Source organism: uncultured Anaerococcus sp., from assembly GCF_963510575.1.
Taxonomy (GTDB): domain Bacteria; phylum Bacillota; class Clostridia; order Tissierellales; family Peptoniphilaceae; genus Anaerococcus.
The window spans coordinates 1-19,249 of sequence record NZ_CAUPFR010000004.1 but is presented as its reverse complement, the minus strand read 5'-3'; the positions used below and the strand labels follow the sequence as shown (position 1 = coordinate 19,249).

16 protein-coding genes and 1 riboswitch are annotated in these 19,249 nt (G+C 35.1%); of the genes, 5 read left to right on the top strand and 11 right to left on the bottom strand.

Annotation, left to right across the window (positions count from 1 at the left end; translation table 11 throughout):
• The first annotated feature begins 231 nt into the window (after positions 1–231).
• Positions 232–1,554: a hypothetical protein gene (locus RQ907_RS00785; protein ID WP_311491503.1), complete on the top strand. Its 1,323-nt coding sequence runs from the start codon at positions 232–234 to the stop codon at positions 1,552–1,554.
• A gap of 109 nt (positions 1,555–1,663) precedes the next feature.
• Positions 1,664–2,494 (top strand): hypothetical protein, encoded by an 831-nt coding sequence (locus tag RQ907_RS00780; RefSeq protein WP_311491502.1) that lies wholly within the window; start codon positions 1,664–1,666, stop codon positions 2,492–2,494.
• Between the two features lie 228 nt (positions 2,495–2,722).
• Here the strand turns inward: RQ907_RS00780 and RQ907_RS00775 are convergent, their stop codons facing one another.
• The 3 genes from RQ907_RS00775 to RQ907_RS00765 form a co-directional block, all read right to left on the bottom strand.
• Complete coding sequence (locus RQ907_RS00775) at positions 2,723–3,781, bottom strand: hypothetical protein (RefSeq protein WP_311491501.1); 1,059 nt, start codon at positions 3,779–3,781, stop codon at positions 2,723–2,725.
• 386 nt (positions 3,782–4,167) lie between these two features.
• On the bottom strand, positions 4,168–5,532 hold the full coding sequence (locus RQ907_RS00770; RefSeq protein ID WP_311491500.1) for a PIN-like domain-containing protein: 1,365 nt from the start codon (positions 5,530–5,532) through the stop codon (positions 4,168–4,170).
• A gap of 40 nt (positions 5,533–5,572) precedes the next feature.
• Entirely contained in the window at positions 5,573–6,952 is a 1,380-nt protein-coding gene (locus RQ907_RS00765) for a HEPN domain-containing protein (protein WP_311491499.1), read from the bottom strand.
• Positions 6,953–7,165: 213 nt separating this feature from the next.
• Between RQ907_RS00765 and RQ907_RS00760 the strand changes: the two genes are divergently transcribed.
• Genes RQ907_RS00760 through RQ907_RS00750 form a run of 3 tightly spaced genes read left to right on the top strand, consistent with a single transcriptional unit; the run spans position 7,166 to position 12,431 of the window.
• On the top strand, positions 7,166–8,086 hold the full coding sequence (locus tag RQ907_RS00760) for a restriction endonuclease subunit M (RefSeq protein WP_311491498.1): 921 nt from the start codon (positions 7,166–7,168) through the stop codon (positions 8,084–8,086).
• Positions 8,083–9,105, top strand: coding sequence for an Eco57I restriction-modification methylase domain-containing protein (locus RQ907_RS00755; protein WP_311491497.1), 1,023 nt, complete (start codon positions 8,083–8,085; stop codon positions 9,103–9,105). The genes RQ907_RS00760 and RQ907_RS00755 overlap by 4 nt, the downstream gene beginning before the upstream one ends.
• Positions 9,105–12,431 carry a DEAD/DEAH box helicase family protein gene (locus RQ907_RS00750; RefSeq protein ID WP_311491496.1) on the top strand — a complete coding sequence of 1,109 codons (3,327 nt, stop codon included), beginning with the start codon at positions 9,105–9,107 and terminating at the stop codon, positions 12,429–12,431. Before RQ907_RS00755 ends, RQ907_RS00750 begins: the two co-directional genes overlap by 1 nt.
• Before the next feature lie 308 nt (positions 12,432–12,739).
• Here the strand turns inward: RQ907_RS00750 and RQ907_RS00745 are convergent, their stop codons facing one another.
• The 8 genes from RQ907_RS00745 to RQ907_RS00710 form a co-directional block, all read right to left on the bottom strand.
• Entirely contained in the window at positions 12,740–13,555 is an 816-nt protein-coding gene (locus tag RQ907_RS00745; protein WP_311491495.1) for a hypothetical protein, read from the bottom strand.
• A gap of 406 nt (positions 13,556–13,961) precedes the next feature.
• On the bottom strand, positions 13,962–15,356 hold the full coding sequence (locus RQ907_RS00740; RefSeq protein ID WP_311491494.1) for a S41 family peptidase: 1,395 nt from the start codon (positions 15,354–15,356) through the stop codon (positions 13,962–13,964).
• Entirely contained in the window at positions 15,343–15,687 is a 345-nt protein-coding gene (locus RQ907_RS00735; protein WP_311491493.1) for a hypothetical protein, read from the bottom strand. The genes RQ907_RS00740 and RQ907_RS00735 overlap by 14 nt, the downstream gene beginning before the upstream one ends.
• A gap of 1 nt (position 15,688) precedes the next feature.
• On the bottom strand, positions 15,689–16,699 hold the full coding sequence (gene tsaD / locus RQ907_RS00730; protein WP_311491492.1) for a tRNA (adenosine(37)-N6)-threonylcarbamoyltransferase complex transferase subunit TsaD: 1,011 nt from the start codon (positions 16,697–16,699) through the stop codon (positions 15,689–15,691).
• Positions 16,696–17,133 (bottom strand): ribosomal protein S18-alanine N-acetyltransferase, encoded by a 438-nt coding sequence (gene rimI, locus RQ907_RS00725; RefSeq protein WP_311491491.1) that lies wholly within the window; start codon positions 17,131–17,133, stop codon positions 16,696–16,698. Before rimI ends, tsaD begins: the two co-directional genes overlap by 4 nt.
• The gene (tsaB, locus tag RQ907_RS00720) at positions 17,130–17,789 is read right to left on the bottom strand and encodes a tRNA (adenosine(37)-N6)-threonylcarbamoyltransferase complex dimerization subunit type 1 TsaB (protein ID WP_311491490.1); all 660 of its coding nucleotides are present in this window, start codon (positions 17,787–17,789) and stop codon (positions 17,130–17,132) included. The genes rimI and tsaB overlap by 4 nt, the downstream gene beginning before the upstream one ends.
• Positions 17,770–18,216, bottom strand: a complete 447-nt coding sequence (gene tsaE, locus RQ907_RS00715) for a tRNA (adenosine(37)-N6)-threonylcarbamoyltransferase complex ATPase subunit type 1 TsaE (protein WP_311491489.1) — start codon at positions 18,214–18,216, stop codon at positions 17,770–17,772. The genes tsaB and tsaE overlap by 20 nt, the downstream gene beginning before the upstream one ends.
• A 135-nt stretch (positions 18,217–18,351) precedes the next feature.
• On the bottom strand, positions 18,352–18,945 hold the full coding sequence (locus tag RQ907_RS00710; protein WP_311491488.1) for an ECF transporter S component: 594 nt from the start codon (positions 18,943–18,945) through the stop codon (positions 18,352–18,354).
• A 54-nt stretch (positions 18,946–18,999) separates the two neighbouring features.
• Positions 19,000–19,111: riboswitch (FMN riboswitch) on the bottom strand.
• Positions 19,112–19,249 lie beyond the last annotated feature (138 nt).

Sequence of the window (19,249 nt, the reverse complement as noted above, 5' to 3'; positions counted from 1 at the left end):
CCTCCTTATCTTTTAATAATTTTATTATAATTATAGGTCTTGACCTTGTCAATCTTAAGGACTTCACTACTTTTAACCACCTATCCCCCTTATGGTTTAAAATGTATTTTTTTAAAAACAACAGGTTTTAACTTTAAAGAAAATCGGATAAAGAAAGATTTTATATTGATTTTATGGGAAAAATAAATATAATGAATACAGTATGAGCAATTGAAAATTAAAGGAAGATTTATGAATAAATTTAAAAAAACTTTTGCGACCGGTCTTTCCCTTTGCCTAATCTTTGGCTTTGGAAGTAAGGCTTTTGCAGATGAAAACCCATCAGGGCCATCATTTTTTGAAATCCTAACAGGCGGCAAAAATGAAGCCAAAACAAAGGAAGACACAAATAAGGACCAAACAAAAGAAGAAGAATACGAAAAAGACCCAGCCTACCAAGAAGAATTCAAGGCCCGTCTTGACCTATACGAAAAAATCCTCATAGCCAAAGACCTAGAGGAAATAGACAAGAAAGCCTACATAGACATCCTAAACAAAAAGGCAGCCACCAAGGAAGAGCTCGAAAAGGCCACAAAAGACCTAGACGGAAAAATCCAGGCATCCAAAGAAAAAGTTAACCAAGATATCAACCTAGATGAGATAAGCAAAGATGTAAAAAATTACATCCTCTATGGCAAGCTCTTTTTCCTCGATAAAATCGACAAAAAAGACATCAAAAACCTCTACCTCTTCTACGAGGCAAGAGTCAACTCCACAAGCTTCACCAAAGCTAGTGAAGAAGAAAAGAAAGAATCCAACCCACTCCTCCAAGAAATTTACGACTATATCCTAGAAATAGACGAAAAAGTCAAAGGGAAAGTGGAAATAACAGAAGAAGACAAAAATAAAACTTCTGATCTAATAGAAAAGTTGTCAAAGGACCTAGATAAAAAAATCCAACCAATCCTAGACCTCAAATCTACAAACGTAGAACAAACAGCCTTCCTAACCAGTAGCCAAGAAGTAGACGGCACCCTAAATGAAAATTCCGCCTTCTACAAATCAGAGAGACCTGGCATCAAAGAAGCCTATCAGGCCCTAAGTGAAAAACAAAGGACCTTCCTAGATAATATCAACACAGACAACAACGATACTATCTCAGATGAAGAAATAAAAGCCAACGGAGAATACTCCCTACCCCTAGACGACACAAACTTCATCAGAACCTTCCAAGAAAAAACAGATGAAGAAAAAAAACCAGATGAGGAAAAAAAATCAGCTGAACTAACCAGCACAGAAGTCAAAGATGGTGAAAATTCAAACAAGGCAAGTGCCCCAGCCGCAAGCACACCACAAAACCCATCAAGCCCCCCACCAGAAACAGTAACCATCTCCCAAGGGGAAAACAAATCCAGCACCGAAGAAGAAAAAAAACCAGAAGATGCCCCAACCACATCAACAGCCCCAGCCAGCCAAGTAAAAACCGGCGTGAGAGGAGTAGGCTTCCTAGGAATAGTCCTAGTTCTTGCAATAATAGCCTTTGTAATACTAAATAAGAAAAAGAAAGAAAAATAAAATCAAAAGGATCCGCCAGGGTCCTTTTTGCTTGGCAAAATTCAAGAGTTTCCTATTGCCCACGATAAAACTCTCAAGTATAATGATAAAAAAATAATAAGGAGGACATATGATTAAAAAAATCCTAGGAATCCTTGCCCTATGCTTGGTTTTCACAGCTTGTAAGGCTGATAAGGACCAAAATAAAGAAGCTGAAAATAAACCAGTACAAGAGGCCCAAAGCCAAGAAAAAGAAGAAGGCAAAGATAAAGAAGAAGACAAAGATAAAAAAGAAGCTGAAAAAGATAAGGAGAAAGAAAAAACCGACGAAGAAAAACTCTCAAAAGATAAAGAAAACACAGACTCAGAAATATTCTCCATGCTAAAAGACAAGGAATTTGTCGCCTACATCACCGACAGAAGCGATTTTATCTACTTCTACAAGGACGGAACATTTGATGGATGCACCTACTCTGGGGGACCCGAAAAAGTAGCCTGTCTATACACCGGCCGCTTTGGTAAGCCAAGGAAATTAGACGACAAATCCTATGCTCTCACTCTCGAAGAAATAAAATACCAAACCCCAACAAAGGGCAATATCGAAGGCAGTAAAACTAATGACGTGTACTACCCATCCATATATTTTGACGAGTCCATGAAAGGCCAAGAATACACTGTCTACCTACCAGGTGCAAACCTACACAACCTTGAGAAAGCAGGCGTATCCCACGAACTTGGCTATGATAAAAATGTAACAAATGGGGTAATAAATATGTACACAATAGCCAAAAATCCTGTGAAAGCCCTAAATTATCCGGGAGAAGTAATCTTCATGGAAGAAGAAACCAACCGAGAATATTGGAATGCCAAACCAGAATTAAAGAAAGAAGACCCAGAAAACAACTGTTTCCAAAAACTACTATTCGGAGACAAAGCAAACCCTTATAAGGGAAAATTATAATAAAAAGGATCCACCAGGGTCCTTTTTTCTTAGCAAAAATCATCCAAAAATTTTCCAAAATGGCCTTTGAAAATAAAAACCAAATCAATATACAATTTAAAATAGGCTTATATTGGCAAAAACCAAAGTAAGCTAATCTAACCCAAGCCAACAAGAAAGGCAAAAGCAAAAAAACGCCCGCAAGTCTTATCATTAACTTGCAGGCCTTTAAAAATTTATTCAAAAGTCTTATTTGAAACCATCCAAAACTTGGACTTTCTTATCCTTATCCAGATAATAAAGCTTACCCTTAAGAACCCTATAACCATAGGCTTCTAGGTCTTTGGCAATAAAGTCTCCAGTTACGAAATTAAGTATATCCATCTTAAACAAATAAGGATCCTTATCAGGGTCGATGAAATTCTGTAAAATAATATTTGGCCCAGCCGAAATGAGCTGAGTACCTTCTCCCGGACACTCAATACCCTTGATATAACATTTGCCCTCATCGTCATAGTCTACATCAAGAATATCATAAAAATCATTGCCATCCTTGTCATATTTCACTGACTGAAGCCAGGTAAAACCTTCCACATCTCCGATTTCCTCAGACTCTTGATTGTAACCCTTAGATAAATCAAGCCTATACAATTTTTCCGAATAATCACCAGACATATTATGTTTAATATAGCGAATCTCCTTGTCAGTAAAACCAATACCCTGCAAAAATCCATTAGAATCCTTCATTTTAAGGGCCTTGAAAATATTGGTATTCCCAGTTTTTAAGTCTATATCACCATAGGCAGAAATATAACCAAATTTGCTAAGGTCATTATCACCCCTAAAAAACCCATAAACCTTATCGCCAATCATAGCATATGGTGTAAATTCTTGGTCCTCAATCTTGTAAATTTCCTCAAAATTCTTGCCCTTAATCTTCATAAGAGTTCTAGCATTTTCACCATTAGTACCAAAGAGGAAAACATCCTCAGTCAAAGGAACAGGATAGATATAAGTATCATCGCAAAGCTTCTTCACATCCTTAATGACATTAAGAATCTCTCCATCCTTGACAGTAACAAGGTCATAATTAGAAAAGAAAAAATCATCCTCAGCCAAAGAAGCTTGATCTGAAACTTTTTCAGCCTCCGCCTCCTTTTTATCTCCATCAGAAGCCTTCCCACCATCCTTAGAATTTTCTAACACTTCCTGACCAGCCTCCTTAGCCCCATCATCAACCTTATCAGCCCCATTGCCACAAGCAGAAAGGCACAAAGCCAAAGCCAAAATCCACAAAAGCTTCTTCATAAAAACTCCTTGAAAAAATAAAATTGTAATACCCTATCCCCCAAAAACAAGGATAACATCCACACACAAATATTTTCTTATTATCTATATATTTTAGCATAGGTTATTATGTTAGTGCAATGAGGGGTTGTGATAATTATAAAAAAATCCCCAGCACATAAGGTAAAAAACAAATTTTTCACTGGAAGCAACCCAAACTCTTATAATGGGTAATGAATAAAAAAGTAAAATAAAAATGACCTTAAAATTTGACAGTTTAATAAAGTTGTGTAAAATTGAGTAAAGGTCTATCCCTTAGGAATGGACAAACATTGATACATAAAAAATATATCAACCCTTACCCTTATGTCAGGATTTGGGCTGATACACAAAATTATTTCCAGACCCTATACGTATTCAATTTCCAGTCTATCTATATCAAAGAAAAATACATTAGTCTTATTATTCTGTTTTAAATTTAATTGCAATATTTTAAAATTTGTAAAACCATTGTCTTTGCTTAAGAAGTTTTTATCTGAATTTAATTCATCCTTATTTATTGTTCTTTGGATTAGCACCTCTATATACCCAACATATTTTTGGGATATCTTATAAGATTTTACAATTGAATCTCTATTACTATCACAAATAAATGGCTCGTCAGAGTATATATCAATTTTTACATTTAATTTAATATTGTAATTATATTCCATGGTATCTTTTAAAGAATTTGAATAAACATCCAGAATTTCATAAGAATTTCTGTTTACTACTATGTTATCTCTACTTTTTAACTCGTCTTTGTACTGCAAATATATATCTGGACTATTAAATAAGCAATCTCCCAAAGTTTCAGTAATTCTATCTACAACTCTTTTAATATAATTATTATCATCTCTATTTAAATTTATATATACTTGATAATTGTTCAAATTATATAATTGACTTGCAAGCTTATAAAATCCATCTAGACTAAAAAACTCTATATTAGAATCTTTGCAATTTTCAATAAATTCTCGTTCTAATGAAGAATTTATTTTTACTATATTATTATTTTTATCTAATTGCCGCCAGTCTTCTTTTAAATCGTTCGTTATAAATAAAATAGTTTTATGTGGTTGATTTTTAGAAAATTCTATTATTTCTTTCCATATAAATAAATCACCAAATTTACTTATATCAGCCTTTTCACTATCTTTATATCCAGGAGAAATTTTATATTTATATCTGATCTCTCCTTCTTTGATTAAATTAATTTCCTCCTGGATTTTAAATTTTTTCCCAATTTGGTCATTGTCTTTTAATTTTTGTACTAAACTTTCAATTTCTTGAATTATTCCTGGATTTTTTTCCTGAGTTAAAGAAAATTCAGTACCAATGTTTTCTTTATAATTAATAATATTATCTCTTAATAGTTCTAAACTTTGACTAATATTAGTTTCCAAATCTTCTAATTTATGGTAATTATATCTATTTCCACTATCTAATATTTTTTTTATATCTTTCTCAAATTTACCAGCACAGTTTAATAAATCATTCTGAAAATTTTGATATTTCTTTTTATAATCTCCAAACACTTTATTCTTATTTGTCTCATATTCACAAAATACTTGGTTGGGCATCCAAAGTAGATCAATACATCTATTAAAAATCTCCAATATATTCTTGCTAATATATATTGGATAACGTACTAAATCTAATAGTATATTAGTATCAATTATAATCCTAACTTCTGAATGTTTTATTAAACCTTCAAATTCTTTATATTCCATTTAATCTCCTAATAATAGTAATTAACGTATTAATCACTTTTTACTTAATTACCCCATTCATACCCTTAGTGATAATTTCAATAATTTCATCATCTAAATCAAACAATTCTTTGCAAATACAATATTTTATGAGTTGATTTAATAAAAGAGTTGTTTCTATTATTTCTATAGAATCCCTTATTACATATTTATTCAGTTTTTTAGGATCACCATGAGTGTAATAATTTCTTGTTTTAACTAACTTTTTTGCAAATTCTTCAATAGTTACATTTTCAGAGTCCTTCTCATTTTTTATTAGTTTATGTTTAATTTCATCATTCAAATTATCAAATAAGTCTATTAATCTAATTTTAAAGTCTATCTCAGAATTTTTATTAATGTATAGTTTAAGTCTCTCTTTTTCTCTCTCCTGAATAAAATTCCTGTGATACATTTCTAAGCTTTTTATTGAATTTAGTAAAATAGACTGATTGTATTGAAGTGCATTTTTATTAATAATGTAATTTTGAACAATTACAGTTAATTTATTAATATTCTCAAACCAGTTACATAGTATCTCTTCAAAATTACCTTTGATTTTACCATATTTGATGTCAGTACTAAATTTCTTATATTCGTCTACCCATATCCTATTTCTTACAAGATATCCAGTTAATAATTTATTTTCCATTTCTTCTATGGGTATTCTAAATTTTAAGTATGAGTAATCAATAGGAACACTGAGTAATATTTCTAAAAGCTCCTTAAATATATCCACATTGTCAAGAATTGATTTGATATCAAAACAAGACTCATCAATAGATTCTAAGCTCCAATAAAATTCCTCATTAAAAGTATTCTCACCACTACTTATTTCCATACCACTAGAGAATTTCAAGTTTTCATTATCAACTAAATAAAAATCCTCTTTTACATTATCAAAATCGACTCCAAAGGTGTAATTATTTTCATCATAAGTACAAAATACTTTAGATTCGTCTATCCGATTATCTATACCTGAAAAACTATATTGACAACTAGTTACTTCCATGTTATATATTCCATTATTAGATAGTTTTTTTGCTATAGGCTCGAAATTTTCAATCTTCAGTTTTAAAAATAAACAATTTCTAAATTTATACTCAATATAAGAAAACTTCGGATCTGTGATGTTTCCATTAGAAAGTATTGCTCCTTCTATTAAAACAGCCATACCCTCATTAGTATATCCTATAATATTATGAAGCCTAAATCTTCCATCTATATAACTTCTATCAAAATCATCAGTTTCTAAACTTCCATAAATTTCTAATGTTAATGAATTTAATCTGCCATCTCTTTTATATACTATTTTCCCAGGAGTTGAATCTTCTATTCCAAATTCAGGGAACATAAATCTACCATATACTTCGAAATAATTATCTTGTCTAAACTCCATCATACAGTTGAATCTCCTTCATACAAATCCAAATTATATTACAAATCCATAACCCAAAACCAAAAACTTTATTATACTTTAATTATACGTTAACTGTCCATATTGTTCAAAGATGGTTAAAGATTTGGCTATTTAACTTCAATGAATTAAATGATATAATAATTATTAAGTGAGAATATTATAAAAATAATATTTGCGAATAGATTTGAGGTTATTATGGAACAACCGTTGATTGATTTTTCTTCTTATCCTCTAAGGATTGCTCTTAAGCGTTTGCTTAAGGATAAGGCTACTAAAAAAAATATTATATGGGCGACTAATACCTATAAGCATTTTGGGGATAGTTTTGATGATAGGGCCCAGATTTCTGAGGCTGTTTTTGCTCATGGCTTTGCCCTTGAGCCTAGGACTAGCAAGTCGGCTGAGACCCAGCTTGAGCGTACTAGAAAGAAGGCTGAAGTCTACACTCCCAGCTGGGTGGTCAATTTTATGAATAATTATTGTGACCAAGTTTGGTTTGGGAGAGAGGATGTCTTCAATGTCCAAAATGGACAGACTTGGGAGCCTGTTAGAGAAAAGATTTACTTTCCTGAAGGCAAAACCTGGCAGGACTATGTCGAATCTCCAAGGCTTGAGATAGCCTGCGGAGAAGGGCCTTATCTTGTTTCTAGGTATGATGTGGCGACAAGCGACCTCATCAGACACACTATTAATAGGATAGGAATCCTTGATAGGAAGCTTAGGATAGTAAATGAAAATACAACCAACAAGGAAGATTGGATAGAATGGGCAATCCGTGCCGTCCAGGCCTCTTATGGCTACGAATACCAGGGCGATAGTCTTTTGATAGCTAGGATAAATGTCCTTTTGACCTTTGTGGACTATTATGAAAGGCGATGGGATGAAGATGTTGATAAGAAAATCCTTGAAAAGCTAGCCAATATCATTTCTTGGAATCTCTGGCAGATGGATGGACTAACCGATACTGTGCCCTTTGGAGCTCCTGCAGGTGAGCCTGATCAGATGAGTTTTTTAGAAGTAAGTGAAGTAGAGGAAAGCCAACCTGTGGCCTGTAGGATTTTTGATTGGAAGACTAACAAGTCCCAGACCTTTGTATCAATGAAGGAGAATATATGAAAAAATTTGATTTTGTGGTGGGGAATCCGCCTTTTGATGAAGAAACAGAAAATAATGGAAGAAGGAAACCTCTTTATCATTTATTTATGCAAGGTTCCTATGAAATTGGGAATACAACAATATTAATTCATCCGTCAAGATTTTTATTTAATGCAGGTCAAACTCCAAAAAATTGGAATAGAGAAATGTTAAATGATAGACACTTTAAGGTCTTAAAATATGAAGAAAATCCAAGAGTATTTTTCCCAATGAATGAGATAAAGGGCGGTGTAGCGATAACTATTAGGGATAAAAACAAAGATTATGGGAAAATAGGAATTTTTACAGGTTCAAATATTATAGATGATATTTTAAATAAAGTTACTAGTAAAAAAGAAATTCCATTATCTGATTTCATATCAAAAGGTGTGCCATATAAATTTACAGATGAAATTAAAGAAGATTATCGTAATTATGACCAACTGATAAGCAAATCCTTTGATTTAAGAACTAACGTTTTCGAAAATTTAAATGATATTATTTTCTTTTCTAATAATGAGGATATTAATAATCCTATAAAGATATATGGCTTATTCAATCAGAAAAGAGTTAGCATGTATGTAAACTCTAAATATATTAGCAAACCTGATGACTTTTGTTCTTATAGATTGTTAATCCCAAAAGCTGTTGGTTCTGGAAAGTTTGGCGAATCTTTTCCTGATATGATAATAGCTAATCCTAATGAGGGACACACCCAATCTTTTTTATCTATTTGTAGCTTTAACAATGAAAAAGAGGTTGAAAACCTTGAAAAATATATCAAAACTAAATTCAGTAGGACTTTATTATCTATATTAAAAGTAACTCAAGATATAACCCCTAGTAAATGGAAATACGTCCCACTCCAAGATTTCACAGAAAATTCCGACATTGACTGGACTAAGTCTATTGCTGAGATTGACCAGCAATTATACAAGAAATATGGATTGAGTCCTGAGGAGATTGACTTTATCGAAGAAAAAGTACAGGAGATGGAATAATGACTGAAGTAAAAATTTCTACTACCAAGGAAATTATCCCTATCTGTTATGCCTACACTACACCTGGTGTGACTTACCACGAGGGATGGACAAAGATTGGTTTTACTGAAAGAGATGTAGAAACTAGAGTAAGAGAGCAAGTGGGCACTGCTGGCATTAGATACAAAATCGAATGGGAGAAAAATGCCGTCTACGAAGGCTCAAACGATACCTTTAGGGATTCTGATTTTCACAAATACCTTGAAAATAATAATATCGAAAGGGAGCCAGGCCTTGAGTGGTTTAAGATTGATCCCCTACTTGCCAAGAATAAATTTGATGAATTTAAGGAAAATAGAGGTCTTATAGAAACAAATCTTAAGCCAGCTCCTTATAAGCTAAGAAATGAACAAGAAGATGCTGTTTCTATGACAATAAATTATTTCAAATCCCATGACAATGGCGAATTTCTATGGAATGCCAAACCTCGTTTTGGCAAGACCCTGGCTTGTTATGATCTTTGCATGAAGATGGGTTTTGAAAAAATCTTGATTGTTACAAATAGGCCTGCCATTGCCAATTCTTGGTATGATGATTTTGTTAAATTCATAGGTCCAGCTAGTGGCTATTTCTTTATTAGCCGTGTGGATGCCCTTAAGGATAAGAAATTTGTCTTGACTAGGGAAGAATATATGGACAAGGTAGACCTTGATAAGACCAAGGGTTATATAGAATTTGTAAGTCTTCAGGACCTTAAGGGGTCAATCCACTTTGGTGGAGACAAGGTAAAACTTGAGGAAGTCGCCAAGACTAATTGGGATATACTAATAATTGACGAAGCACATGAAGGAGTGGATACCTACAAGACCGACCAAGCCTTTAACCAAATTACAAGGGCTAATACCCTCCATCTTTCCGGAACACCTTTTAAGGCCCTTGCCAATTTCAAATTTGAAGACGATGCAATTTATAATTGGACCTATGCTGATGAACAAAGAGCAAAAAGGGACTTTGTAGGTGAAGATTTAGAAGAAAATCCTTATAAAACCTTACCTAAACTTAATCTCTTTACCTATCAAATCTCTGATATTATCAGAGATGAGCTTGACGATGGGATAGATCTTGATGGTGAAAATGTAGAATACGCCTTTGACCTTAATGAGTTTTTCTCAACAGATGAGAGAGGCGCCTTTGTCTATAACGAAGATGTTGACAAGTTCCTAGATGCCTTGACTGATGAAAAGAGAACTAAGTTTCCATTTTCTACACCAGAGCTAAGAGATGAAATAAAACACTCTTTTTGGATTTTAAACAGGGTTGATTCTGCCAAGGCTCTTAAGAGAAAGCTTGAATTAAATCCAGTTTTTAGAGAATATAAGATTGTCCTTGCCGCAGGTGATGGCAAGATAGATGATGAGGTGATTACAGAAGAGTCTTTGGACCGTGTAAGAGAAGCTATAAAAGATTACGATAAGACCATTACCCTATCTGTTGGTCAGCTTACTACAGGTATAACTGTGCCTGAATGGACTGCAGTCCTTATGCTTGCTAATATGAAATCACCTTCTCTTTATATGCAGGCAGCCTTTAGGGCACAAAATCCTTGCTTATTTTCTAATGGTGGTAAACATTTTAGGAAGAAAAACGCTTATGTTTTCGACTTTGATCCAGCAAGGACCCTAGATATTTTTGAGCAATTTGCCAACGACCTTTCCCCTACTACTAGCGGTGGTGGTGGAGATGATGAGACTAGGAAAAAGCATGTCAGAGAATTACTTAACTTCTTCCCTGTTTATGGTGAGGATGAAAATGGGGTTATGATTGAGCTTGACGCCGAAAAAGTCCTTTCTATTCCAAGAAAGATTAAAGCTGTAGAAGTTGTAAACCGTGGCTTTATGTCAAACTTCCTTTTTGCAAATATTTCCAATATCTTTAGGGCTCCGCAAGCAATCAGAGATACCCTAAATAAGTTAAATTCATACAAGGAAGGCAAGAAAAGACCTATTGATGTTGATGACAATTCAGCTGACGAATTAGATCTTGATGAAAATGGCCAAGTAGATATTCCAGAAGAGAAAATCATAGGTAAAGCCCAAGACGTATTTGGCGAAAAAATATATAAAGAAATTGAAGAAGGCATTAACCAGGCTGAGTCAGATCTTATAATCAAAAAGATTCCTCAAAAGACAGAACTTGAAGATTTTATCGATACTTATAGTAAACCAATAAGTAGTATTATTGTGAATGCTACCAAGGAAGTTTACAAAGAAGATATGACTAGGTCTACAGAAAAGAAGATACAAAAAAATATTGAAGATAAAATTGATTCTATTGTAAGAAAAGAATATGAAGGCTATGATATAGAAAAAAAGAAAATAGAGCATAGCAAGAAAGAAGACCTTGCCAATTCTAAATCATCAAAAGAATCAAGTGAAATCGAGAAAAAATACGACGATTTAAGCAAAGAAAAGTACGACGAATTTAGCAAAAAAGTCCAAGAATCTCTTGCTAAATACAATATCATCGAAGATTCTAAAAGTATTGCTATAGCAACCATAGAAACCGACAAGAAAGAAAGAGAAAAGAAGACCGAAGAGGATAAAATGAGAGATAAACTCAGAGGCTTTTCTAGAACTATTCCATCTTTCCTTATGGCCTATGGTGACGATGAAACAAGGCTAGATAATTTTGATAAGATTATACCTAATGATGTTTTCCTTGAAGTTACATCTATAAGTATAGATGAGTTTAAGATGCTAAGAGACGGTTATGATTATATGGACGAAGAAACTGGCGAAATGAAACACTATGAAGGCCATCTTTTCAACGAACGTGTCTTTGATGACTCTGTTAAGGAATTTTTGGGCAAAAAAGTAAAACTTGCCAATTATTTCGACCCTGAAGTCAAAAGGGATATTTTCGACTATATTCCAGCCCAAAAAACCAACCAAATCTTTACCCCAAGGAAGGTTGTAAACCAAATGTTAGACCTACTTGAAAAGGAAAATCCTGGTTGTTTTGATAACAAAGATTTCACCTTTATAGACCCTTACATGAAGTCAGGGCTATATGTAGCAGAAATCGTCAAAAGACTATACAGAAGCGAGAAAATCAAAGAAGCTTTCCCTGATGATAAGGATAGGCTAAATCATATATTTGGAAAACAAGTCTACGGCCTTGCTCCAACAGAAATAATCTACAGGATAGCAAAGAACTTTGTCTTGGGTTTTGCTGATGATATAGAAATTGAAAAACATAATTTGAAGCTCCTTGACTCTCTAGATAGTATTCAAAATGATAAATTTGAAGAAGATTTAGTTAACTTATATCCAGAGTTTAAGGACTAATCAAAAATATGAAAGAGGACTTTTGCGGTCCTCTTTTTTCTTTATTCTAGCTTTGGGCGAGTGAAGTTTAGGATTATTATCTTTTACTTAACCAACTATTAAGAATTACTTAATAGTTCATTTATTAAGTAATACTTAATAAATGCTTGTTGGTTTTTTCGACCATCCTGGGCCTGGATTTATGGGATTCCTCGTCGAAAGTATTCAAATTTTTCTGCCGGGATGACGGCGATTTCGCCGTTGGCCTTGACGGGCTTTTGCCTACAAAAAAGCCCACCTTGAAGGAGAGCTTAATTTTTAAATAGTTATTAATATATAACCACAGGTTTTGTATAACCTATTACTTCTTCGTCTACTATCCTTATTGTTTCATTGGATAGTTTTGCTAGGTCGTAGGTGAAGACTTTATTTTTTCTTGGGTTGTAGATGCCGAGTTTTTTTATTTTTTTGAAGGTTTGGTAATCGCTTCTTAGGCCCATTCTCCAATATATAAATAGTTGGAGGGTGTGGTTTTTGGTGAAGTGATTTTTGAGTACTTTTAGGTCCCGAAGGGTGTCGGCTGTGAGGTAGTCTGCGTCGCCCGTTGCTATGACCTTGGTGTAGGATCCTTCGAAGGTGAATCCTTCTTTGATTACTGGTCCATATTTTTCAAAAAATTTTATAGTTCTTTGGACCATTATCCTGGTGTTTTCTATAGTATTTTTGTCTGGTTTTATTTGCTTTACTGGTACATAGCCCATTTTCCCAGCCCTGTATAGTACATCAAAACCTGTTAATTTTATAGCATTTGCTATGGATTCATCATCTAGACCACTTATCCCTTTTAATAGTTTGTTGGCTGTCCTAATTTTGTTGATTGTTTTTGACCCTAGGATGCTTATTTTGAATGCTTCATCTTTGTCGCCTGTTAGGATAAATCTTGTTAGGTAGTCAACTGACATTCCCATTAGACTGGCGTGAACATTTTCATATTCATTTAATTCTTCTTCTCCTGCGCCAAGTGAAATTTCATCAAAGTCAATTCTTTTTATGTGCCCTCCCCGAGGTTGCTTTACAAACTTTGCCTTCTGGGTGACGGTCATACGAGGACCACGGATGCGCATAATTATTGCTAATTTCTTCATAATTTCTTCAAGGCTTTCAGATATTTGTTCATTTTCCTTTTGCTCTGTTGAATTTCCCTATTTTTCTTTTATGTTTTGATCTTCGTTCATTTTTCTTACCTCAGCTTTACTTAAGATAATTATAACATAAAAGCGGGAATGTTTTTATAAGATATATTTATTGACTCTAATTAAATGAAAGTGGCAACTATTAGGAATTTCCTAATTGTTCAACTATTTAGAATTACTTAATAGTTCACTTATTTAGAAATACTTAATAACTGCTTATTGGATTTCTTCGGATATCCTGGTCTTTTAGTTGTGGAATTCCTCGCTTCGCTCAGAATTACATTTTAGTAAAGAGCTGTTTTGCGTATACAAGCAAGTAGAAATTTTCCCAACCAAAAAAACCCCATTGCTGGAGCTTTTAGTTTTCTATCATTTTTTCTATTGTTTCGATAGATTGTCTGTAGGATGTGGTTTCTATGTCAGGTTTGGTTGGGTTTTCTTCGTTGATTTGGCCTGTTGGGTCGTAGCCTAGGGTGTTGGTGTAGGTAAAAACTAGGCCTGAGTTTGGGAGGACGGAGTTTATCACTCCGAGGGTTATGCCATCGCCTCCGGTTTGGCTGCCGACTATGGTGGCGAATTCTGTGTTTTTGATGAAGGATGCAAAGCCTTCTGCGGCTGAAAATACGCCTTCATCTACCAAGAGAAATATTGGCCCTTCGTAACCATTGTCTCTTTTTGTTTCGTCAGGGTTTATGGATATTGTGTCCTTGATATAGTAAGCGAAATCTTTTAAGTCTTCGGGATGGTCGAGTCTTATGCCTGTGATGTCAACATTTGAGAGGTTTTCCATGTTGAGAGTATTATCCTGTAAGAGCAACCTTATTTTTGGCGAGTCTTTGAAAAACATATGATTTACAACTTGCTTTGGATTTTTGGTTAATTTTGGCAAAAGGAAGTTCTGCCAATATTCCATGTTGCCGCCAACATTGTCTCTAATGTCGATAACTAGGGCCTTGTACATGTGTTTATTTTTCAAAAATTCATCTAAAACTTTTTCGTCCTGGTCAATATGGTTCATATCTCCCATCTGGGAAATTTTTAGGATGGCCATATCTCCCTGGCTTTCTAGGCTGATGTTGGCTTTACTATCGCCTGTTTTGCTTTGTTTTCTTTTTATAAGGCCTGCCCCGCTTTGGGATTGGACTCCGTCAAGTCCGTACCTATTTCTCACTACCTGCCTGTTTAGGTTTAAAAATTCATAATAAATGGATGGTTGGTTCCAATTTTGCGAATAATATTTCAAAGTCGTATCTACATAGGCAGAGTCAGCGATTTTGGCGTGGTAGTTATGCAAGTCTGCCATTACTTCGTTCAAAGTCTTGATAAAATCAGCTTCTGTCTTGCAAGCTCTGACTTTTTTCAAATAGGTATCGTGATTTTTTAAGAAGTCTATCTCATATTTTCTCTTTAGGACTTCGAAAAATGGGTAGGATTCCTTTAATTCTTTGAATAAGTATTCAAAATCTCCAATCATTTCTGATTTGCTTAGCTTTTTAGGATTTTCGTAGCTGGCTAATTGCAAGTGTGGAGGTGCCTTAAGGTCCTTGTACCATTTAAGATATTCTTCCATAGAAAATTCTGTGATGTTATCCGGGTAAAAAACCCCTGTGTGGGCAGCCATATTCTTGCCTGTATTTTCTTTGGCAAGTTTTTGTCTTTCAAGGTAGGCCATTCTTCTTTTGACGCAAGAAGTTTGGATAATCATCAGTCCTAGAATCAAAAGTCCGACGGCTATTTTCCTAAGCTTTCTCATCGAAATTTCTCCTTAGGGCAAAATCTCTCTTGAAGAGGTCAAAAATTATGGCTATATTTCCTAGAGGATTTACCAAGGAATAAATTACCAAAAGTCCAGCCAAGACAAAGATTCTCCTGTCTTCGTAACTTTTGATAAGCCTTGGTTTTCTCTTGGAAGGTATTGAAATAATCCCAATCAAGATGGCAAAAGCTCCAAAAATTTTCTCTAATATTTCCTTATAATAAAAGCCAAAGCCAACAATACCCGCCCCCACCAATATCCAAATCATTGACGAGGCGATGTTGATTTTATAATATTTTTTTAAGTCTGTATTTTTCCTTCTTCTCATATCATAAATCCAAATTTGGATAAACTTTCATAAAGGTGTTATCACGAACACCATCCTTGTAATCAAGGTAGCCTGCCATGGCAATCATGGCTGCATTGTCTGTGCAAAGGATGATATCTGGGTAATAAAACTTGATGTCTCGCTTTCCTAATTCTGCTTCCATCCTTGCCCTAAGCCTTGAATTGGCTGCAACTCCACCAGATATGGCAAATTGTTTGTAGCCGGTTTCTTCAAGGAGCCTGAGGGATTTTTCTACAAGGACGTCCACCACTGCATCCTGAAAAGATGCGGCTAGGTCTGCCTTGTTTATCTCACAGCCCTTTTGTTCTTGGTTATGGGCGTAATTTAAAACTGCAGTTTTAAGGCCTGAAAAAGAAAAATCATAGGAGCCTTTTTCGAGCATTACCCTTGGAAAATCAATAGCTTCAGGATTTCCTTCCTTGGCGAGTTTATCGATTTTTGGCCCGCCTGGATAGCCAAGACCAATTTTTCTGGCGACCTTATCGAAGGATTCACCTGCGGCATCATCCCTGGTTGAGCCCACAACTTCTATGTCGTTATAGTCCTTGACCTTGCATAAATATGTGTGGCCCCCAGATACTACTAGGCAAACAAAGGGTGGTTTGAGGTCCTTATTTGAAAGGTAGTTTGCACAAATGTGGCCCTTCATATGGTTGGCTCCGACTAGGGGAAGGCCAGTGGCTAGGGCTAGAGCCTTGGCGGCAGAAATGCCCACCAAAAGTGAACCAATGAGACCTGGCCCCTTGGTTACAGTAATCAAATCTAAGTCCTTGTAGGAAATATTTGCCTCTTCTAAAGCCTTGTCAATTAAAGGATTTATGGCTTCTAGGTGTTTTCTAGAGGCGATTTCCGGCACAACTCCCCCAAATAGGGCGTGGATGTCAATTTGGCTGGATATTAAATTTGTCAAAATTTCTCGTTCATTTTTTAAAATTGCAACAGAGGAGTCATCGCAAGATGTCTCTATTGCAAGGGTGTAAAAGTCTTTCATAAAAGGGTCCTTATCATGTTGTAGGCGTCTTCGCCTGTCTTTTGATAGTAGTTTTTCCTTGTGGATTGGATATTAAAACCATATTTTTGGTAGAGATTAACTGCAGCTGTATTTCTGGTTGATGCTTCTAGCCAAATTTCGCTGGCAGATTTTGCCCTAGCAAAAGCTATCAAATGCTCTAAAAGAGCTGATCCAATCCCTTCTCCCCTGTGGTCCTTATCCACAGCAATGGTGAAAATTTCAACCAAGTCTGATATACAAGATATTATATAAAAGCCCACAACTTCCCCGTCTTTTTCGTAGACAAAGTGTTTGAGGAAGGAATTATCTTCAAATTCTTTTAGGAGGCTTTTTTTAGACCATGGTTCGAAAAACGATTCATTTTCGATTTGGTACACCCTATCAGCATCTTCTAGGGTCATTTCTCTAATCACTTTTTAAACTCCCTTTCCGCTTGGCTTTTTCTAAGATAGTTCGGACTGATTTCGTAAAGAGGTTTGGCCTCTATGCCTTCTTCTTGGGCCAGCCTAATCAAACTTTTTCCTATGCAGTTATTGAGATTTATCGGAGCCTTTACAGCTCTTTCAAACTTGTCAAAATATTTGTCATTCAAAAGGCCAATCATTTCGATTTCTATGCCCCTTTCATTTACAAGCTTTGCAAGCTCATCAATTTCGTAAAGATTTTCCGGTATAAGTTCTCTTAAATTTGTATCATACAAACCAGCATAGACCCTAGTTGCTCTGGCATCTATGAGGGCAAGTTTCGCCTTTTCAGAAGTAGACCCTGCTGCCATAGCCTTTAGGGTTGAGATGGTAAGGAGGTCCTTTTTTTCAACCTGGGCAAGGGTTTTGGCAACAGTCATGCCAATCCTAAGGCCCGTAAAGGAACCAGGTCCATCTGCGATAACAAATTTATCAATGTCTGCCACAGTCATCCCCAAAAGATTTAGGAGGTTTTCTATCATTGGCACCAAACTTTCGGAATGAGTCTTTGACTGATTTACATTAAAATCGCCTATAATTTCCTTATCATCAGCCACAGTCACAGTCGAAACCATGGTTGATGTGTCAATTGCCAAGTAATTCATTAATCTCCCTCGCCCTTTCTGTATCATTTAGGATTTGTATATCCCTGGTTTCCGGACTAATTTTGTCAATCTTTATATTTACCATCCCCTCTGGTAAATATCCCTCGCCATTTTCTGCCCATTCTAAGAAGGTGATCGCCCCTTGTGGATAGAAATAAGTCTCAAAATCAATATCCAAGAGGTCATCAGGACTATCAAACCTATATAAGTCCAAGTGGTAGATGGTCACATCTCCCTCATAGATATTTACAATGGCAAAAGTTGGGGAAGATGAGTCGTAAATCTCAAAAAACCTGGCTATGGCGTTAACTAGGGTAGTTTTACCCGCACCCATATCTCCTATGAGATTTATGACATCACCCTCTTTTAAAAGGGGAGCCAACTTATATGCAAATTTTTCTAAGTCGTTTAAGTTATTTATTACCATAAAAAGCCTTTCATTCTTAATATTATACCACTTTTTTAATTCCTAGGCGTCCATTATAGGTAAATACAAAAAGCACCCAGGCTCAGGTGCTTTTTGTCAAACAGAATATTTTATTGGATAATAATGTGAGATTACTTATCTTAGTTTTAAAATTGGTGAGACCCTCTTGTAGATTAGGTCAGTTACAAAGGCTGCTGCTGTACCCTTTACAATGTTAAATGGCACTATAGAAAATAGCATAAGACCTACATAGGATTTAACTAAAGGATTGCCTGGAACTTGGCCTGCAAAAGCGTTTAGGTCGATGCCCATAGCCTTACCATAAGCAGGGAAAACTACGAAAGCATTTGAAAGTGTAGCTATAGCTGTCATTGCAATTACTCCACAGAATAGGGCAAAGATTGCAGTTTTTCTAGTCTTTTTGTTTTTATAGATAGAAGCTGCAATAAATACAAAGCTTGCACCAACAATAAAGTTTGACAATTCGCCGACACCAACGGTTTGAGTTTTAGTTAAATTTAAGATATTTTTTACTAATTGGATCAAAACTCCTGCCCAAGGTCCCATGGCAAAACCACCAACCAAGGCTGGTACGTCAGCAAGGTCTACCCTCATAAAAGGTGGGGCTATAGGAATTGGCACTTGGAAAAACATCAAAATAAAGGCAAGTGCTGATAAAATACCGATTTTAACTACGTTGTTCAATGAAATAGATTTTGTTTTGTTCATAATACCTCCCTAGGGCAATAAAAAATGCCCGAAATCAGGGCATGAAAAAAGCTATAATATCTTCTTCCAGACTATACTGTCGGTTTTGGAATCTCACCAAATCGGTCCTAGGACTCGCAGACTATAACTGCCGGTTAAGGAATTGCACCTTTCCCTGAAGAAGCAATGTCTTTTGCATTGCTATATCTATTCAATTTCTACTTATATTATATGAATGAAATCGCTTTTTGTCAAATATTTTTACAAGGTTTCTAGAGATTCCAATGTCCACCTATATCCCTTGGCAGTAATGGTGTCAATCGGT